This window comes from Bordetella bronchiseptica, from assembly GCF_900636925.1.
Lineage (GTDB): Bacteria > Pseudomonadota > Gammaproteobacteria > Burkholderiales > Burkholderiaceae_B > Bordetella > Bordetella pertussis.
This window is the reverse complement of record NZ_LR134326.1, coordinates 2,360,152-2,378,189: the sequence shown is the minus strand read 5'-3', so window position 1 is coordinate 2,378,189 and position 18,038 is coordinate 2,360,152. Positions and strand designations below refer to the sequence as shown.

The following is an 18,038-nucleotide window of genomic DNA, read 5'->3' as shown; positions in this document are numbered from 1 at the left end:
CGCCCGCCCCTTTCCGTTTCCCGTCCCTGCCCCCATGACCCGATACCGCGAACGCCTGCTTTTCCTGATCGCCATCCTGTGCTTTGGCGCCGTGGGCCTGGCCCTGCTGTCGCAGCATGTCTTCGATATGCCGCCGTGCGCCTGGTGCGTGCTGCAGCGGCTGATCTACCTGTGCATCGGCGTGGTGGCCCTGGCCGGCGCGCTGGCCGGCGCCATCGCGGCGCGCCTGGCCGCCATGCTGGCGGCGCTGCTGGCCATCTGCGGCATCGTCGCCGCCTGGTACCAGTACAGCGTGGCGGCCAAGATGCTGTCGTGCGACCAGACCTTCGCCGATCGTTTCATGAGCGCCACGGGACTGGACGGCGCCCTGCCCTGGCTGTTCGGCATCTATGCCACCTGCATGGACGCCACGGTGGCGGTGCTGGGCATCGAGTATGCGATATGGAGCCTGGCGCTGTTCGTGATCGTGCTGGCGCTGGCCCTGCCGGCGGCGTTGCGGCGCAACGCCTGACGGCCGCGCGGCCGGCTTGCGCAAGCCGGCCGCGCCGCGCCGGTCAGGCGTCGTTGGCCGCGTAGCCCATGTTGAACTGCAGGCCGCCGGCCTCTTCGTCGCCGGCGCTGCTGTCGCGCGACTGGCCCAGGCGGGCCAGGTATTCGGCGGTGATGTCGCCGGTCACGTACTCGCCGTCGAAACACGATGCCTCGAAGCGGCTCAGGCGCGGATTGATGTCGCGCACCGCCTGCTGCATGTCCTGCAGGTCCTGGTAGATCAGCGCGTCGGCGCCGATGGTGCGGGCGATTTCGTCATCGGTGCGGCCGGTGGCGATCAGTTCCTTCTGGGTCGGCATGTCGATGCCGTACACGTTGGGGAATCGCACCGGAGGCGCCGCGGAGGCGAAATACACCTTGTTGGCGCCGGCCGCGCGCGCCATGTCGACGATCTCGCGGCTGGTGGTGCCGCGCACGATGGAATCGTCGACCAGCAGCACGTTCTTGCCCTTGAATTCCATGCCGATGGCGTTCAGTTTCTGGCGCACCGATTTGCGGCGCACCGCCTGGCCCGGCATGATGAACGTACGGCCCACGTAGCGGTTCTTGATCAGGCCTTCGCGATAGTCCAGCCCCAGCCGGTGCGCCAGCTGCATGGCGGCCGGGCGCGACGAGTCGGGAATCGGCATCACCACGTCGATATCGCCCAGGCGCATGCTGCGCGCGACCTTGTCGGCCAGGTATTCGCCCATGCGCAGGCGCGCGTCGTACACCGAGACGCCGTCGATCAGCGAATCGGGGCGGGCAAAGTACACGTACTCGAAGATACACGGCACCAGTTGCGCATTGTCGGCGCACTGGCGGCTGGTCATGCGGCCGTCGAGGTCGACGAATATCGCCTCGCCGGGCTCGACGTCGCGCACGAAGGCAAAACCGCTGCCTTCCAGCGCCACGGATTCCGAGGCGGCCATCCATTCCACGCCTTCCTCGGTCTCCTGGCGGCCGATGCACAGCGGCCGGATGCCGTGGGGATCGCGAAACGCCAGCATGCCGTAGCCCGAGATCTGCGCCACCACGGCGTAGGCGCCCTTGACGCGCTGGTGCACCGCGGAGACGGCGCGAAAGATCGTGTCATCGTCGAGCGACACGCCGCTGGCGGCCGATTGCAGCTCGTGCGCCAGCACATTGAGCAGCACTTCGGAATCGGAATTGGTATTGATGTGGCGGCGGTCGACGCGGTAGAGCGACTCGCGCAGCTCGCGCCAGTTGGTCAGGTTGCCGTTGTGGGCGAACATGATGCCGAACGGCGCATTGACGTAGAACGGCTGCGCCTCTTCCTCGCTGGCGCTGGATCCGGCGGTGGGATAGCGCACCTGGCCCACGCCGCTGGTGCCCGGCAGCGCGCGCATGTTGCGGGTACGGAACACATCGCGCACCAGGCCGTGCGCCTTGTACATGTTGAAGTGGTTGCCCTGCAGCGTGGCGATGCCCGCCGCGTCCTGCCCCCGGTGTTGCAGCAGCAGCAAGCTGTCATAGAGCAGCTGGTTGACCGGCCCGCGCCCAATGACCCCGACGATTCCACACATGGTGAGTTCCTAGTAGATAAAGCGTAAAGCGAAAAGCGAATTCAGTAAGGCAGCCACGTCGCCAGCGAGGGCGGCAGCCAGGACTTGACCTGCCGGACGGCCTCGGTGGCCGAGTGCGAGAACATGGCGTCGCGCCACCAGTCTTCCTGCGGCAAGGGCGTGAAACCCGCCAGCGCCACCAGCACCAGCACCAGCACCAGGCCGCGCGCCAGGCCGAACATCGCGCCCAGGCCATGGTCGGCCGGCGTCAGGCCGGTGGTGCGGATCAGGGCGGCGAGCGTCATGTTGACCAGGCCGACGGCCAGCAGCACGATGATGAACACCACGGCATAGGCGATGCCCATGCGCAGCAGCGCGGTTTCGATATACGGTTCAAGCCAGACATAGACCGTGGGCCCCCACCAGATCGCCGCGACGAACGCCAGCAGATAGGCAAGCAGCGACAGAATTTCCTTGAGCAGTCCACGCACCAGCCCCAGCACGGCCGACACGGCCAGGATCGTCAGGACGACGAAATCGAAGCCGGTCACTGTGCGGCGATGAAACCGTTGTCATAGCCCAGCGTGCGCAGGCGCGCCTGCGCCGCCTGGGCCGCCTCGCGCGAGGGGAACGGCCCCACGCGCAGTCGATACTGTTGCTTGCCGTTGATCGAGGCCTGCTCGACGAATGCATTGGTGACGCCGGCCTGGTGCAGCTTGCCGCGGCGCGCCTGCGCATCGGCCTGCGTGGTATAGGAAGCCACCTGCAGCACGAAATTGCCGTTGGCGGCCGGCTTGGGCTGCGCCGGCGGCGGCGAACGCCCCTCCAGCAGCGCTATCGCGCGCGCGCCGTCGTCCGAGCGCGCCGGCGCCGCCGGCTTGGCGGGCTTGGGTTCCGGCTTGGCCTCGGGCTTGGGCGCGGCCGGCGGCGTGGCGGCCTGCTGCGGCGGCGTGGCCGGCGGCTGGGCCGCGGGCGGCGTCTGGGGCTGGGCCGGCGTCTGGCCCGGAGGCGGCGTCTGCGGCGGCGCGGACGCCAGCGCGGGCGGCTGCGGCGCGCCCGCCTCGGGCGTGCCGGCCGGCGCCTGCGGCGCGGGCTGTTCCGGCTGCGGCGCGGCGGCCTGCGGATCGTTGACCGTGGGCTGGAAGGCCGAATTGCGGTCCGGGACGCGGATGGGGATGTCGCTGTCGACCGGCACGGGCTCGGAGTCGAGGATCATGGGCAGGACGATGACCGCGGCGAGCACCAATGCGACGGCGCCTGCCAGGCGGCGCCTGGCCCGGGCCCGCAGCTCGGCGGCCTGCGCCTCGCTGGATACGGATGGACGCGGTCGCGAGGACTGCGTCTCGGAGGCCGAATCTTTGCTAGTGAACAATCCCATGGAGCAGAATTCCTTGCGGGCGGGGCCGGTGCGCGCCGCCCTTGCGCTGGCGCGATCCGCTTAGATTTTGCGGCCCAGCGCCTGCAGGACGGAGGCCACCGTGAGAAATGACCCGAACACGATGATTCTATCACCCTCGCCCGCCTTTTCCCGCGCCGCCGCATAGGCCGCGGCGGGGTCGGCGCAGGCCTGCACGGTAGGCGTTTCGGCGGCGCCTTCCGCCTCGGGCAGCACCTGGCGCACATGACCGGCCAGGGCCTGCCCATCCAGCCCGCGCGGGCCCGGCAGGCCGGCGCAGTACCAGTGGTCGACCCGGCTGCCCAGCCTGGCGATGACGCCATCGACGTTCTTGTCGGCCAGCATGCCGAATACGGCGTGCGTATAGGGATGGAACCCCATGTTGTCGAGGTTCTGGGCCAGGACCGCGGCGGCATGGGGATTGTGCGCCACGTCCAGGATGACGGTCGGCTGCCCGGGCAGGATCTGGAAGCGGCCCGGCAGCGACGCCTGCAGCAGCCCCACCCGCACCGCCTGCTGCGGCACCGGCAGGCGGTCGCGCACGGCTTCGAGCGCGGCCAGCGCGGCGGCCGCGTTGAGCAGCTGGTTGGCGCCGCGCAATGCGGGATAGGCGAGCGCGTTGCGCCGCTGCGCCCGCCCGCCGTAGGCCCATTGCTGGCGGTCCCCGGAATAGTTGTAGTCGCGGCCGAGCAGCCACAGGTCGGCGCCGATCGCCTGCACGTGGTCCAGCAGCGATTGCGGCGGCACCGGATCGGCGCATATGGCGGGACGCCCCGCGCGGTAGATGTGCGCCTTCTCGAAGCCGATCTTCTCGCGGGTATCGCCCAGCCAGTCGGTATGGTCCAGGTCGATGCTGGTGATGATGGAACAGTCGGCGTCGACGATATTGACGGCGTCCAGCCGGCCGCCCAGGCCGACTTCCAGCACCACGGCGTCCAGGCGCGATTGCGCGAACAGGCGCAGGATGGCCAGCGTGGTGAACTCGAAATAGGTCAGCGAGATATCGCCGCGGGCGGCCTCGACCGCCTCGAACTGCTGCACCAGCGCCGCGTCGCTGGCGATTTCGCCGTTGATGCGGGCGCGTTCGTTGAAATCGATGAGATGGGGCGAGGTGTACAGGCCCACCCGGTAGCCCGCGGCCAGCAGGATGGATTCGAGCATGGCGCAGGTGGACCCCTTGCCGTTGGTGCCGCCCACCATGAACTTGACCCCGTCCAGGCTCAGGTCGAGCCGGCCGGCCACCTGCCGCACCCGGTCCAGCCCCAGGTCTATGGCCTTGGCGTGGATGGATTCCAGGTACTGCAGCCAGGCAGGCAGGTCTGCGCTGGCGTCGGGGCGGGAGGTGGACATGGCGATGAAGGCAAATCGAAACAGGGCGCAGTTTAGCAGCGTGGCCTTGGTGTTTTCCCCAAGCGCCCTCGGCGCGCGGGGTCTTTCGGACGGAAACGCGGAGCCGGACTCGAAATCCCGACCCGCCCGGCGCCGCGGCGGCCCGGCAGGGACCGATACCTTCTTGGCCCTCAAGCGTCGATGGCGTGCGGCAGGGTGTGCCTGTCCCCGCCGGGACAGGCACACTGGTCTACGCCATGAGCGCTTGACCACCAAGACGGTACCTGTCTGCGCCGGGACAGGCGCACCGCACGGGCAGGCACCTGGGAAGCCAGCGGGTGCCGGTCCCCGTTCGGGGACACCCGCGCAGCGGGATGGAAAAGGATCCGGCCCCAAAAAAAGCGCCCCGGGTCTAAAGTTCGGCGCAAGCGTGTCGTTATGGTAGCTGAAGGTTCCCTCGAAAACCCATCGCGTCCCTTTCGACGCCCGTTATCGCTTGTTGGAGTGATCATGGCCGTAAGCCCTATCAACGCCGCGGCGCCCGCGCTGGTTTCCGCCGCGCCCGCCCCTGTCCCCGCACAGCCGGCGGCCGCCGTGGCGCCTGCCGCCGCGGCCGCCAACGGCGGCGGCGCCCAATCCGCCACGCAGGACCAGTACGGCGCGCCCAAGCTGCCGATGGACCGGGCGCTGGAGGAAATCAATGCGCAGTTGAAGGCCTGGTCCACGCAGCTGCAGTTCGAGATCGACCCGGACGTGCACCAAGTGGTGGTCTCGATCGTGGACGCCGAAACGGGGGATGTGCTGCGCACCATTCCGTCCGAGGCGGTGATACGCATCGCCAAGATGATCGTCAAGATGCAGGGCAATGCCGTCGAGACCACGGCCTGAGGCAGCATATCGCGCTGCGCGCGTGCACCAGAATGGGGCAAAAGCGGCGTAAGCAAGGAAATAGCCCGACCTTATGCCTTTACCCGGCCAATAGGCGGCGCCAATTTTTGACAGAATCGCATAGCTAGAAGGAGCACCACATGGCCACCATTTCCTCTCTCGGGTCCTCCGGCCTGGAGCTTGAGGGCATCCTGGAAAAGCTGCAGGCAGCCGAAGAGAAGAAACTGACGCTGATCACCGCGCGCCAGGCGAGCTACGAGACGCGCATTTCGGCCTACAGCAAGATCCAGGCCGCGGTCGAGGCCGTCCAGAAGGCCGCCGCCACGCTCGGCAGCATCGACACGCTCAGCGCCGTGAAGGCCGTGGTCTCCGGCGACGGGCTGTCGGTGAAGACCGCGGCCGGCGCCGTGCCGGGTCAATACACCGTCAACATCGACAAGCTGGCCACCGCGCAGAACCTGCAGTCGGGCGAGCTGGACAGCCGCACGGACAAGCACGGCACGGGCGGCTCGATCGAGATCGTCCAGAAGGACGGCACGACCACGACCGTCACGCTGGGCGAGGACACGTCGCTGAACGGCATCGTCAAGGCCATCAACGGCACCGACGGCCTGGACGTGCGCGCCACCGTCATCAGCGACGGCAATGGCAAGCACTACCTGATGCTGAACAACAAGACCGAAGGCACCGAAGCCGCGGTCACCCGGATCACAGTGAGCGGCAACCAGGAAGTCGCGGACATTCTCGACTTCGACGCGGCCAACGCCGGCGCCTCCAATCTGACGGTGCAGCTGGCCGCCCAGAAGGCCGAGCTGACCATCAACGGCATCCCCGTGGTCAGCGACACCAATACGGTCGAGACCGCCATCGACGGGCTGACGCTGACCCTGACCAAGCAGACCGCGGCGCCGCTGACCGTGACCGTCTCCAGCGACCCGAGCGTGGCCGCCACGGCCGTCAACGATTTCGTCAAGGCCTACAACGGCCTGCAGACCACCATCGCGGACCTGACGGCATTCGACGTCAAGGCGGAGAAACAGAGCGCCCTGACCGGCGACGGCACCACCCGCAACATCCAGTCGGCCATCGCCGCGGCGCTGCGCGTGGCCACCGGCGAGGGCACCCTGCGCACGCTGAGCCAGCTTGGCATCACCACCGATCCCAAGACCGGCTCGCTCAAGACCGATACCGAAAAGCTGGAAGCCGCCCTGCGCGACAACCCGGCCGACGTGGCGCGCATTTTCTCGGGTCCGTTCGGCCTGGGCGAAAAGGTGAAGCTGGCGACCGAGCAGATCCTCGGCGACGAGGGCTCGATCAAGATCCGCCAGGAAGGCCTGGAGGAAACGCTCGAGTCGCTGCAGAACCAGTACGACCGCCAGAAACTGAGCATCGCCGCGACCATCGAGGCCTACCGCAAGCAGTTCGTGCAGCTCGATGTCTTCGTCACGCAGATGAACAACACCAGCAACTACCTGTCCCAACAGTTCGCCGCCCTGTCCGGCACCAAGAAGTAAGCCAGCCATGACGTACGCCGCGCGCCGCCCCACCGGCTCCTACTCTGTCAAGTCATACAGCGATATCGGCCTGGAAACCCAGGTCATGAGCGCCACCCCCGAGCGCCTGATCACCTTGCTGTATGCCGGGGCGCGCGCCGCCATCGCCCAGGCCCGCCTGCATCTCGAGGCCGGCCGCATCGTCGAGCGCGGACAGGCCATCGGCAAGGCCATCCGCATCGTCGACGAGGGATTGAAGCTGGGGCTGAACCAGGATGCCGGCGGCGAGGTGGCGGCCAACCTGGCGCGCCTGTATGACTACATTACCCGTACGCTGCTGACCGCCAACCTGAAGGCCGACAAGGAACAGCTCGACATCGCGGACCGCTTGCTGGCGGATCTGTCCGAAGCATGGCAGGCCTCGGTCGACCACCCAGCGCCTGCCGTTCCGGCCTGAAACCAGGAAGGCACTTTTTGTCCAGCCGCCCCCAGCGCGAGAAATCTATGACGGCGTTAACGCAGCATGCCCCGGTCCTGGAGATTTACCAGGACATTGCCAACCTGACCAGCAGGATGCTGGCGGCGGCCAATGCCAGCAATTGGGACCTGGTCCTGAACCACGGCCAGGAGTATGTCTGCCTGGTGGAGCGGCTGCGCGAGCTGGAACCGGGCGAGCCGCTGGACGAAGCCGCCCGCGGCATGAAGTTCGACCTGCTGGTGCGCATCCTCGAAAACGACGCGGCGGTGCGCGACCTCGCCCTGCCGCAGCTGGCCCGCCTGAGCGACCTGCTGGGACGCATGAAACGCCAGCAGTCGCTGCTGGCCACCTATAGCGGCAAGGCCAACGGCACATGAGTGTCGGCCCGCCCGCCCTGGGCAGCATTCTGGTGCAGCGGCTCGACGCCGTACTGGGCACCACGATGTCGGCGCAATCCAACCTGGTATCCGGCGCACGCCCCGACGCGGTCGCCCAACCCGGCGAGGCCGCCCGCCCCGGCGCATCCCAGACAGCCACGCGCGATCCGCGCCAGGCGGTACAGGCCGGCGGCGAGCGCGGCGCGCGCCAGGGCGCCGCGGGGGTGGACGCCAAGACCGCGGCCGCGCTGGCGCTGGCCGCCCGCGGCCTGCAGACCAGCACCGGCACGACGGCCTCCGCACCGACCACGCTGGGCCAGACCGCGCGCACCATTCTCGCCCTGCTGGCGCAGTATCCCGGCCAGGCGCCGGCGGTAAGCGCCCGCGCGCCGCTGTGGACGCCGCCGGCCCAGGATGGCGCCAGCCCGCCCGCCGGCGGCCAGCCTGCCGCGGCCGCCCCCAACGCGCCTGCCCAGGCCAGCGCCGCGGCCGGCGGCGCCGCGAGTACGCCCTCCCGCCCGGAAGCGGCGCAGGCCGGCGCGGCGAGCGCCAGGACGCCCGCGCAGACGCCGCCCGCCACGCTCGCCGCCCTGGCGGGCCGGGCCGTGCTGCCGGCCGCGCCGGCACTGGCCCAGGCATTGCGCCAGACGCTGCAGGCCAGCGGCCTGTTCTATGAATCCCACCTGAGCGACCTGGCCTTCGGCAAGCGCAGCGTGCAGCAGTTGCAGGCCGAACCGCAGGCGCGGCTGCCCGCCGCCGGCGCCGAGCCGGCCGCCACGCCACGCGCGCCCGAAAACGCGACGCCGGCGCGCGCCCTGCCCGCGGCCGAAGCCGCGCCGCCAGGCCAGCCCGCCACGCATACGCCCGGCGCGCCGGTGCCCGGCATTCACCAGGACGCCACGCTGCTGGTGCGCCAACAGCTGGATGTGCTGGCCAATCAGATGCTCGCATGGCAGGGGCAGGCCTGGCCCGGCACACCCATGGAATGGGAGGTCGCGCGCGAGCATGGCGATGACGCGGCCGGCCAGCCCGGCACCCACTGGGCCACCCGCCTGAAACTCAACCTGCCGCGCCTGGGCACGGTCGAGGCGCGCCTGAACCTGGCGGCCAACCAGCTGGTGCTGCACGTCGTGGCCCCGGACAGCGCCGCCGAGATCGGCGCCGCCGCCGACGCGCTGCGCCAGCAACTGTCGGCCGCCGGCCTGACGCTTACCAATCTGTCGGTCGACGCGATTGGCGCGCCCGGCTTTGATCTGCCCGAAGCATGAATACGCCCGCCCCGCCCGCCGCCGACGACGCCAGCCGCCCGGTCGCCGTGGCGCTGTCCTATGACGGCGGCGAAGCGGCCCCGCGTGTGGTCGCCAAGGGCTACGGCCAGCTGGCCGACACCATCGTGCGCACCGCCCGCGAACACGGCCTGCATGTACATGAATCGCGCGAACTGGTCGGCCTGCTGATGCAGGTGGACCTGGACGCCCATATACCGCCGCAACTCTACACGGCGGTGGCCGAGCTGCTGGCCTGGCTATATCGGCTCGAAGCGCGCGAGCTGCCCGAAGTGCTGGCGCCGCAGGCCTGAGGACGGCGCATGACGGCCCAGGACCAGATCGTCGTTCTGACCCAGTCCGATCAGATACGCAGCACGCTGCAGGAACTGCGCCACCCCGATTGCCAGATCGTGATTTCCGGCATCGACCAGCGCCCCTGGCCGGTGCGCATCCTGGGGCCGGATGCCAAGGACGGGTATTTTTTCTGGCGCCCGCTCGACCTGGCCTGCCCCGACCCCGTCATGCTGGCGCGTATGGCCGACGAGGACGAACCGCCGCTGGCCTTTCACGCCCAGACGGCCGACGGGGCGCGCATCCATTTCTGCGTGGACAGTCCGGTCACGCTGCGCTTTGGCGACGGCAGCATCGCCGTGCTTTCGCTGTTTCCCAGCGCGGTGCGCCACACCTGCGCCCGCCCGCCCCAGGCGCCGGCCTGAGGCGGCGCCGGCGTCACACCGCCATCGAGGAGATTTCCTTGTAGGCGGCGACCAGGCGGTTGCGCACCTGCACCGAAGTCTGGAAGCCCAGGCTGGCCTTTTGCAGGTCGATCATCACGTCATTGAGCGAAATGCCGGGCGCGCCCAGCTCGAACGCCTTGGCCTGGTCGCTGGCGGCATTCTGCGCCTGCGACACGCGCCGGATGGAGCGTTGCAGCTCGGCGGCGAAGCCGGACGGCCCAGGCGCCAGTTCGGCCTCGGTGGCGCCGCCGCTTTGCGCGGCGCGCACCACGGCGCGCATTTGCGACAGCATGCTCTCGATGCCGGACAGTCCTGATACAGCCATTGCGATACCTCTGCGGAATAAGCGGATCCTGGGTTGCAAGACTATCGCGCGCAGGGCTTGCGCATAGGGCGCAAAAGGCGCCAAAAAAGCCGCCACTTCCCGGCTTGGATGGCGCCCGGCGGCCGCGTGCCGCGCACGCAGGAACGATACGGATCAAATAGCGCCGAAAAGACGGTTGTTTTCGGGCATTGGGATTGCGCGCGGCCCATCCATAATCCACGCTCCCACACCCAAAGCACGTTGCATGCGTAACCTGCCCCGAGCATCCATGTCGTACGTTTATCCCCACCGCGAAGCCAGCGGGAGCCGCCGATGAACCAGCAGGCAACCCTGAGCGCGTCGCTGCTGGCGAGGTTTCCCGTGCTGGAGAAACTGCGCGCCCTGCCCAAACCTGTCCTGCTTGGGGCGGCGGCGGCGCTGATCGCCGTGGTGGCGGCGGTGGCGATGTGGAGCCGCGAGCCCGATTACAAGGTGCTGTTCTCCAATCTGGACGACCGCGATGGCGGCGCCATCGTCTCGGCGCTGGGCCAGATGAACGTGCCCTATCGCTTCAGCGACAACGGCAGCGCGCTGCTGGTGCCCGCCGAGCGGGTCTACGACACGCGCATGCAGCTGGCCAGCCAGGGCCTGCCGCGCGGCGGTTCGGTGGGTTTCGAACTGCTGGACAACACCCGCTTCGGCGCCAGCCAGTTCGCCGAGCAGATCAACTACCAGCGCGGCCTGGAAGGCGAGCTGGCGCGCTCGATCGAGGCCATGCATACCGTGCAGCACGCCCGCGTGCACCTGGCCATGCCGCGCCAGTCGCTGTTCGTGCGCGACCGCCAGGCCCCGACCGCCTCGGTGCTGCTCAACCTGTATCCGGGCCGCAGCCTGAGCGACGCCCAGGTGTCGGCGGTGGCCTGGCTGGTGGCCTCCAGCGTGCCCGAGCTGACCGCCGAGAATGTCTCCATCGTCGACCAGAACGGCCGGCTCCTGTCGGCGCCGCTGGGCGAAGGCCGCGGCATGGACGCCGACCAGTTGCGCTTCGTGCGTGAAATGGAGCAGCGCACGGTCGAGCGCATCCTGACCATCCTCAACCCGCTGGTCGGCCCCGGCAACGTGCATGCCCAGGCCAGCGCCGAGATCGACTTCGCCCGCCGCGAAGAGACTTCCGAGGTCTATCGGCCCAACCAGGAACCCGGCCAGGCCGCCGTGCGCAGCCAGCAGACCAGCGATTCGCGCCAGACCGGGCCGAACGCGGCGCAGGGCGTGCCCGGCGCGCTGAGCAACCAGCCGCCGGCCAACGCGCAGGCGCCCATCGTCAATCCGCCCGCCGTCGCCGGCACCCCGCAGCAGCAACAGCAGCAGCGCGCCCAGCAACAGGCCGCCGGCGCCACCACCCCCCAGACGCAGCCAGGCGCCGCGGCGCCGAGCAACGACCGCCACGACGCCACCATCAATTACGAAGTCGACCGCACCATCAGCCACGTCAAGCAGCCGGTGGGCATGCTCAAGCGGCTGTCGGTGGCGGTGGTGGTGAACTACCTGCCCAACAAGGAAGGCGAATCCGAGGCGCTGCCGCCCGAGGAGCTGAACAAGCTGACCAACCTGGTGCGCGAGGCCATGGGCTATTCGGAAGCGCGCGGCGACTCGCTGAACCTGGTCAACAGCCAGTTCAACGATACGCCTGTCGCCGTGCCGCTGTGGCGCGACCCGGAACTGATCGCCATGATCAAGACGGCGCTGGGCTGGATGTTCGGCCTGATCCTGGCCTTCTGGCTGTACCGCAAGATCCGCCCGGTGGTCACCGACTACTTCTACCCGCAGGTCGATCCCGAAGTGGCCGCCGCGCAGCGCCAGGAAGCCGAGCGCGAAGCGCAGGCCGCCGCGCGCACCCGCGAAGTCAACCGCTACGAAGACAACCTGCAGCTCGCCCGCGACATGGCGGGCAAGGATCCGCGCGCTGTCGCCATGGTCCTGCGTTCGTGGATGAGCAAAGATGAAAAATGACGGAAAGCCGCTGGACGGCATGACACGCAGCGCGGTCCTGATGATGTCGCTGGGCGAGGACGCCGCCGCCGAGGTCTTCAAGTACCTGAGCGCGCGCGAAGTCCAGCAGGTGGGCGCGGCGATGGCCAGCCTCAAGCAGGTCACGCGCGGCGACGTGGCGGTGGTGCTGGAGGAATTCCGCCAGGAGGCCGACCAGTTCATGGCCGTGACGCTGGGCTCGGACGACTACATCCGCACGGTGCTGACCAAGGCGCTGGGCAGCGACCGGGCCGCCGGCCTGATCGAGGACATCCTGGAGGCCGGCGAAGGCGGCAGCGGCATCGACGCGCTGAACTGGCTGGACCCGCATACGGTGGCCGAGCTGATCGGCGACGAGCATCCGCAGATCATCGCCACCATCCTGGTGCACCTGGAGCGCGACCGCGCCGCCAGCGTGCTGGCCATGCTCAGCGAGCGCATGCGCAACGACGTGATGCTGCGCATCGCCACCTTCGGCGGCGTGCAGCCGGCCGCCCTCTCGGAGCTGACCGACGTGCTGAACTCGGTGCTGGCCGGCCAGGGCGCCAAGCGCAGCAAGATGGGCGGCGTGCGCACCGCCGCCGAGATCCTGAACATGATGAACTCGTCGCAGGAAGAGGCCGTGGTCGAAAGCCTGCGCGAGCGCGACTCCGACCTGGCCCAGAAGATCATCGACGAGATGTTCGTCTTCGACAACCTGCTCGACGTCGAGGACCGCGCCGTCCAGCTCATCCTCAAGGAAATCGACAACGATACCCTCATGGTCGCCCTCAAGGGCGCCGGCGACGAACTGCGCAACAAGTTCCTGCGCAACATGTCCAGCCGCGCGGCCGAGATGCTGCGCGAAGACCTGGAGGCGCAAGGGCCGATCCGCATGTCCAAGGTGGAAGGCGAGCAGAAGAAGATCCTGCAGATTGCCCGCCGCCTGGCCGAAAGCGGCCAGATCGTGCTGGGCACGCAAGGGGACGACGCCTATGTCTGAGGCCCTCGCGCGCGAGCCGGCCGCCCTGCCCCGCAGCGCCGCCTGGCGCCGCTGGCAGATGCTGTCGTTCGACGAGCCGGCCGAGGCCGAGACGCCCGAACCCGCGGCGCTCGAACCCGAGCCCGAGCCCGCGCCGGACCCCGAGGAGCTGCTGCGCGAATGGCGCGCCACCGCCGAGCGGGCCGGCCATGCCGCCGGCCACCAGGCCGGCCAGGAGCAAGGCCAGCGCGAGGGTTACGCGGCCGGCCATGCGCAAGGACTGGCGGCAGGCCGCGCCGAAGGCCATGCCGAGGGGCTGGCGCAGGGCCGCGAAGAGGCCCGCCAGCAGGCCGAACGCCTGCACGCGCTGGCGCAGGCCTGCGCCGCCTCGGTCGCGCGCCTGGAAGACAACATGGGCCAGAGCCTGCTGACGCTGGCCCTGGATATCGCCGGGCAGGTGCTGCGCACCACCCTGGCGGAGCACCCCGAGACGATGGTGGCGGCGGTGCGCGAAGTCCTGCACATCAATCCGGCCACCGGCGCGGCCATGCGCCTGTGGGTCCATCCCGACGACCTGGAACTGGTGCGCACGCATCTGGCCGACGAACTGAACGAAGCCAACTGGCGGCTGCAGGCCGACGAATCGATCACGCGCGGCGGTTGCCGCACCGAGACTGCCTACGGCGATGTGGACGCCACCCTGCAGACGCGCTGGCGCCGCGTGGCGGCCTCGCTGGGCCGCAGCGCCGCCTGGGAGGAAACCGCGTGAACCCGCCCGCCCTGCCGCTGCCGGCCGATACGGCCGCCGTGCCGGTGGCCGACCGCTGGCAGACACAACTGCAGATCGGTTCGATCCGCGCCGCCTCGACCGAGCCCTGGCTGGTCAGCGGCCGCATCACGCGCGCTGCCGGACTGGTGCTGCACGCCACCGGCCTGCGCCTGCCGGTGGGCGCCGCCTGCCGCATCGAGCTGGCGCGCGGCCATGACCACTGGGCCGACGCCGAGGTGGTGGGGTTCGACGGCCACACGCTTTACCTGATGCCGCAAAGCGACATCTCGGGCCTGCCACCCGGCGCCCGCGTGGTGCCGGCCGAGCCCGCCGTGCAGCGGCCCGTGCCGCTGCCGCGCAAGGCCGAACTCAACGGCAACGCCAAGCCGCAGGTGGGCCGCCACCTGCCGGTGGGCAACGCCATGCTGGGCCGCGTCGTCGACGGCGCGGGCCGGCCGCTCGACGGCCTGGGCCCGCTGGCCGGCGCCGAACAGGCGCCCCTGACCGCCCTGCCCATCAACCCCTTGTCGCGCGCGCCCATCGACAGCGTGCTCGACGTGGGCGTGCGCGCCATCAACGGCCTGCTGACCGTCGGCCGGGGCCAGCGCATGGGCCTGTTCGCCGGGTCGGGGGTGGGCAAGAGCGTGCTGCTGGGCATGATGGCGCGCTACACCCGCGCCGACATCATCGTGGTGGGCCTGATCGGCGAACGGGGCCGCGAAGTCAAGGAATTCATCGAGCACAACCTCGGCCCCGAAGGCCTGGCCCGCTCGGTGGTGGTCGCCGCGCCGGCCGACGTCTCGCCACTGCTGCGCCTGCAAGGCGCGTCCTATGCCACGCGCCTGGCCGAACATTTCCGCGACCAGGGCCTGGACGTGCTGCTCATCATGGACTCGCTCACGCGCTTTGCCATGGCGCAACGCGAAATCGCCCTGGCGATTGGCGAACCGCCGGCCACCAAGGGCTACCCGCCCTCGGTGTTCGCCAAGCTGCCGGCGCTGGTCGAACGCACCGGCATGGGCGCGCCGGGCCCCAACGGCAAGGCCGGGTCGATCACCGCCTTCTATACGGTGCTGGCCGAAGGCGACGACCAGCAGGATCCGATCGCCGATTCGGCGCGCGCCATCCTGGACGGACACGTTGTGCTGTCGCGCCACCTGGCCGAGGCCGGCCACTACCCGGCCATCGATATCGAAGCCTCGATCTCGCGCGCCATGACCTCGCTGATCACGACCGAGCAATTCCAGCAGGTGCGCCGCTTCAAGCAGATCCTGTCGCGCTACCAGCGCAACCGCGACCTGATCTCGGTCGGCGCATACGTGGCCGGCGCCGATCCGCAGCTCGACGACGCGATTGCGCGCTATCCGCGCCTGGAAGCGTACCTGCAGCAGAACATCGGCGACAGCGTGGACTATGGCACGGCCATCGATCAACTGCAGCGCAGCCTGGAAACGAGGGAGGCCTATGCCTAGCCAATTGCCACTGGACATGCTGATCGGCCTGGCCAAGGACAGCACCGACGAGGCCGCCCGCGAACTGGGCCGCCTGAGCGCCGAGCGCAACAACGCCGAGCAGCAGCTCAACATGCTGCAGGACTATCGCCAGGACTACCTGCAACGCATGCAGACCGCCATGCAGTCGGGCATGTCGGCCGCCGACTGCCATAACTACCAGCGCTTCATCGCCACGCTGGACGATGCCATCGGCCAGCAACGCCATGTCCTGCACCGGGCCGAGGCGCACCTGAACGACGGGCGCCTCAACTGGCAGCAGCAAAAGCGCAAGCTGAATTCGTTCGACACCCTGGCGCAGCGCGAATCGCGCACCCAGGCTCTGCTCGAGGCGCGGCGCGAGCAACGCGTCAACGATGAATACTCCGCCCGACTGGTACGCCGCCAGGCGGGTTTCTGATATCCATGAGCCGTAACAGGACAGCCGCTATGACGACCGCTACCCTGCCCATTCCCGCCCTGACGCCTGCGCCGGGTCCGGCCGCGCAAGGCGGCCCGGCCGCCGCCGGCAAGGGTCCCAGCTTCTCGCAAGTGCTGGCCCGCCAGCAAGGCGGCAAACCCGGCGAAGCCGGCACGCCTGCCGCGCCCGGCGCCCAGGCCGGCGCGCCGGCCCAAGGCCCCGCGACCCAGAACCCGGCCGGCGCCGGCAAACCCGGCAAGCCCGGCGACACCGCGGCCTTGCCGGTGGACGGCCAGCAGGAGCCCGCTGCCGAGACGGCCGCCGACGCCGCCACGCTGGCCGCGCTGGCGGCGCAAACCGCGCCGGCTCCCGCGCTGCCGCTGCAGGCCCTGGAGATCGCCGCCGAAGCCGCCGCCGTCAACGCCCAGGTTGCGGCCGCCACCCAGGCGGCAGGCGCCGCCGCCCGGCAACCCGCCCACGCGGCGCTGCTGGCCGGCCAGCCTGCCACGCCCGCCGCGCCGGCCGCCGCCGGCGCCCCGCCCGCCGATACCGCGCCGGCCATGCCGCCAGCCCTGCCGCAAGCCGCGCAACCGGCCGTTGCGGCCCAGGCCGCCGTGGCCGCCAGCGCGCCCAACGCGCCGGCCGCCGAAACCGCCGCAACGCCGCCCGCCGCGCCCAGCCTGCCGCACCCGCTGCCGTCGACCGGCGGCACGCCGCAAGACGGCGGCGAGGCGGCCGAGCCCCCTGCCACCGCGCCGGCCCAGCCGCAACCGCTGGCCGCGGCCGAACACGGCGCGGCCCTGCACGCGGCGGCCCAGGCGCACATTGCGGCGCGCCAGGCCGTCGGCAACCCGGCCCCCGCAAGCCTGCCCGCCGCCGCGCAGCCGCTGGGGCTGGAGGTCGCCTCGCCGGTGGGATCCAGCCAATGGGGCCAGGAGCTGGGCCGCCAGCTCGTCACCATCAGCCACGATGCTCGCCAGGGCCACCATACGGCCGAACTGCGCCTGGATCCGCCCGACCTGGGCCCCTTGCGGGTCAGCATCAACCTGCACGAAGGCGTGGCCAGCGCCGCGTTCGTCTCCGTCCACGCGGCGGTGCGCCAGGCGGTCGAGGCCGCCTTGCCGCAACTGCAGCAGGCGCTGGCCCAGGCCGGCATCTCGCTGGGCCAGACCAGTGTCGGCGACCAGTCCGCGCAGCAGGGCTTTGCCGAGCAGCAAGGCCGCGGCGCTGGCGCGTCGGGCGGCAGCGCAGCGGGCGCAGACAGCGAGACCGTCGTCGTGGCCGCCACGCCGGCGCGCAACGCCGATGCCTTGGTCGACACCTTCGCATGAGGGCCGCGCGCAGCGCAGCAATAGCTTGAGATACCCGGCTTTCGCCCTGTTTTTCGCCTGCCAGCGCGGGCGTGAATTGCGGCAGAATGCCTTAATTCCATCAAAGTCCGTTTCATAGCGGCACTACGCATCGACATCGAGATGGCAACGACCAAAACTTCCACCATGCCGCCGCGCACGACCCTTCCCCTGCGCCCGGGCGGCGCCGGCCGGCTGCTTCGCCCGCTGCTCATGCTGCTGGTCCTGGCCCTGGTGGTCGCCGCCAGCGTGGCCGGCACGTGGTACTTCATGAAGCGCATGCAGCCGGCGGTGGCCGTACCCGTGCAACTGGGCGTGGGCCAGCCGCAGGCAACGCCCATGCAGTTCGTCGCGCCGCCGGCGACGCCGCCGGTGGTGCCGGCGCCGATCTTCATACCGCTGGAAGCGTTCACCGTCACGCTGCAGAACGCCGACAGCGAGCGCATCCTGCACGTCGGGATCACGCTGCGCGTCAGCGACGAGCAGACGCGCCAGCGCATCGAGAAGTACATGCCCGAGGTGCGCAGCCGCATCCTGATGGTGCTGTCCTCGCAATCGCCGCAGGCGGTCCAGACGCTGCAGGGCAAGACCGAGATGGCGCACGCCATCACCGAGGCGGTGAAACGCCCGTTCTCGCCGCTGCCTGACGGCCAGTACGTGACCGACGCGCTGTTCACGGCATTCGTGGTGCAATAA

20 protein-coding genes are annotated in these 18,038 nt (G+C 69.9%); 15 read left to right on the top strand and 5 right to left on the bottom strand.

What is annotated here, in order from left to right; translation table 11 throughout:
- Positions 1 to 34 precede the first annotated feature (34 nt).
- Positions 35 to 511, top strand: coding sequence for a disulfide bond formation protein B (locus EL288_RS11085; RefSeq protein ID WP_003811812.1), 477 nt, complete (start codon positions 35 to 37; stop codon positions 509 to 511).
- 43 nt (positions 512 to 554) lie between these two features.
- Here EL288_RS11085 and purF read toward each other — a convergent pair whose 3' ends face one another.
- Genes purF through folC form a run of 4 tightly spaced genes read right to left on the bottom strand, consistent with a single transcriptional unit; the run spans position 555 to position 4,800 of the window.
- Positions 555 to 2,075, bottom strand: a complete 1,521-nt coding sequence (purF, locus tag EL288_RS11080) for an amidophosphoribosyltransferase (RefSeq protein WP_003811814.1) — start codon at positions 2,073 to 2,075, stop codon at positions 555 to 557.
- Between the two features lie 41 nt (positions 2,076 to 2,116).
- Positions 2,117 to 2,605, bottom strand: a complete 489-nt coding sequence (locus EL288_RS11075; protein WP_003811815.1) for a CvpA family protein — start codon at positions 2,603 to 2,605, stop codon at positions 2,117 to 2,119.
- Positions 2,602 to 3,432: an SPOR domain-containing protein gene (locus EL288_RS11070; RefSeq protein ID WP_003811818.1), complete on the bottom strand. Its 831-nt coding sequence runs from the start codon at positions 3,430 to 3,432 to the stop codon at positions 2,602 to 2,604. The genes EL288_RS11075 and EL288_RS11070 overlap by 4 nt, the downstream gene beginning before the upstream one ends.
- Positions 3,433 to 3,492: 60 nt before the next feature.
- The gene (gene folC / locus EL288_RS11065; protein WP_010926568.1) at positions 3,493 to 4,800 is read right to left on the bottom strand and encodes a bifunctional tetrahydrofolate synthase/dihydrofolate synthase; all 1,308 of its coding nucleotides are present in this window, start codon (positions 4,798 to 4,800) and stop codon (positions 3,493 to 3,495) included.
- A 489-nt stretch (positions 4,801 to 5,289) separates the two neighbouring features.
- Here folC and EL288_RS11060 point away from each other — a divergent pair, with 489 nt between their 5' ends.
- The 7 genes from EL288_RS11060 (at position 5,290) to EL288_RS11030 (ending at position 9,999) form a co-directional block, all read left to right on the top strand.
- Positions 5,290 to 5,667, top strand: coding sequence for a flagellar protein FlaG (locus EL288_RS11060; protein WP_003811821.1), 378 nt, complete (start codon positions 5,290 to 5,292; stop codon positions 5,665 to 5,667).
- Between the two features lie 140 nt (positions 5,668 to 5,807).
- Positions 5,808 to 7,181 carry a flagellar filament capping protein FliD gene (gene fliD / locus EL288_RS11055; RefSeq protein ID WP_003811822.1) on the top strand — a complete coding sequence of 458 codons (1,374 nt, stop codon included), beginning with the start codon at positions 5,808 to 5,810 and terminating at the stop codon, positions 7,179 to 7,181.
- A gap of 7 nt (positions 7,182 to 7,188) precedes the next feature.
- The gene (fliS, locus tag EL288_RS11050; RefSeq protein WP_003811824.1) at positions 7,189 to 7,617 is read left to right on the top strand and encodes a flagellar export chaperone FliS; all 429 of its coding nucleotides are present in this window, start codon (positions 7,189 to 7,191) and stop codon (positions 7,615 to 7,617) included.
- A gap of 47 nt (positions 7,618 to 7,664) precedes the next feature.
- Complete coding sequence (locus tag EL288_RS11045) at positions 7,665 to 8,015, top strand: flagellar protein FliT (RefSeq protein ID WP_010930343.1); 351 nt, start codon at positions 7,665 to 7,667, stop codon at positions 8,013 to 8,015.
- The gene (fliK, locus tag EL288_RS11040) at positions 8,012 to 9,283 is read left to right on the top strand and encodes a flagellar hook-length control protein FliK (protein WP_126621927.1); all 1,272 of its coding nucleotides are present in this window, start codon (positions 8,012 to 8,014) and stop codon (positions 9,281 to 9,283) included. The genes EL288_RS11045 and fliK overlap by 4 nt, the downstream gene beginning before the upstream one ends.
- On the top strand, positions 9,280 to 9,594 hold the full coding sequence (locus EL288_RS11035; protein WP_003811829.1) for an EscU/YscU/HrcU family type III secretion system export apparatus switch protein: 315 nt from the start codon (positions 9,280 to 9,282) through the stop codon (positions 9,592 to 9,594). Before fliK ends, EL288_RS11035 begins: the two co-directional genes overlap by 4 nt.
- A gap of 9 nt (positions 9,595 to 9,603) precedes the next feature.
- Positions 9,604 to 9,999 carry a hypothetical protein gene (locus EL288_RS11030; RefSeq protein WP_003811832.1) on the top strand — a complete coding sequence of 132 codons (396 nt, stop codon included), beginning with the start codon at positions 9,604 to 9,606 and terminating at the stop codon, positions 9,997 to 9,999.
- A 13-nt stretch (positions 10,000 to 10,012) separates the two neighbouring features.
- Here EL288_RS11030 and fliE read toward each other — a convergent pair whose 3' ends face one another.
- Complete coding sequence (gene fliE / locus EL288_RS11025) at positions 10,013 to 10,345, bottom strand: flagellar hook-basal body complex protein FliE (protein WP_003811835.1); 333 nt, start codon at positions 10,343 to 10,345, stop codon at positions 10,013 to 10,015.
- A gap of 312 nt (positions 10,346 to 10,657) precedes the next feature.
- On the opposite strand from fliE, the gene fliF reads away from it, so the two are divergent.
- From fliF to fliL, 7 genes are all read left to right on the top strand, one after another.
- Positions 10,658 to 12,334, top strand: a complete 1,677-nt coding sequence (gene fliF / locus EL288_RS11020) for a flagellar basal-body MS-ring/collar protein FliF (RefSeq protein WP_015063741.1) — start codon at positions 10,658 to 10,660, stop codon at positions 12,332 to 12,334.
- Positions 12,324 to 13,334: a flagellar motor switch protein FliG gene (gene fliG / locus EL288_RS11015; protein ID WP_003811838.1), complete on the top strand. Its 1,011-nt coding sequence runs from the start codon at positions 12,324 to 12,326 to the stop codon at positions 13,332 to 13,334. The genes fliF and fliG overlap by 11 nt, the downstream gene beginning before the upstream one ends.
- On the top strand, positions 13,327 to 14,082 hold the full coding sequence (fliH, locus tag EL288_RS11010) for a flagellar assembly protein FliH (protein ID WP_003811840.1): 756 nt from the start codon (positions 13,327 to 13,329) through the stop codon (positions 14,080 to 14,082). The genes fliG and fliH overlap by 8 nt, the downstream gene beginning before the upstream one ends.
- Positions 14,079 to 15,554, top strand: a complete 1,476-nt coding sequence (gene fliI, locus EL288_RS11005) for a flagellar protein export ATPase FliI (RefSeq protein ID WP_003811843.1) — start codon at positions 14,079 to 14,081, stop codon at positions 15,552 to 15,554. The genes fliH and fliI overlap by 4 nt, the downstream gene beginning before the upstream one ends.
- Complete coding sequence (gene fliJ, locus EL288_RS11000) at positions 15,547 to 15,993, top strand: flagellar export protein FliJ (protein ID WP_003811846.1); 447 nt, start codon at positions 15,547 to 15,549, stop codon at positions 15,991 to 15,993. The genes fliI and fliJ overlap by 8 nt, the downstream gene beginning before the upstream one ends.
- Before the next feature lie 5 nt (positions 15,994 to 15,998).
- Positions 15,999 to 17,324, top strand: coding sequence for a flagellar hook-length control protein FliK (locus EL288_RS10995; protein WP_003811848.1), 1,326 nt, complete (start codon positions 15,999 to 16,001; stop codon positions 17,322 to 17,324).
- A 141-nt stretch (positions 17,325 to 17,465) separates the two neighbouring features.
- Positions 17,466 to 18,038 (top strand): flagellar basal body-associated protein FliL, encoded by a 573-nt coding sequence (fliL, locus tag EL288_RS10990; protein ID WP_126621926.1) that lies wholly within the window; start codon positions 17,466 to 17,468, stop codon positions 18,036 to 18,038.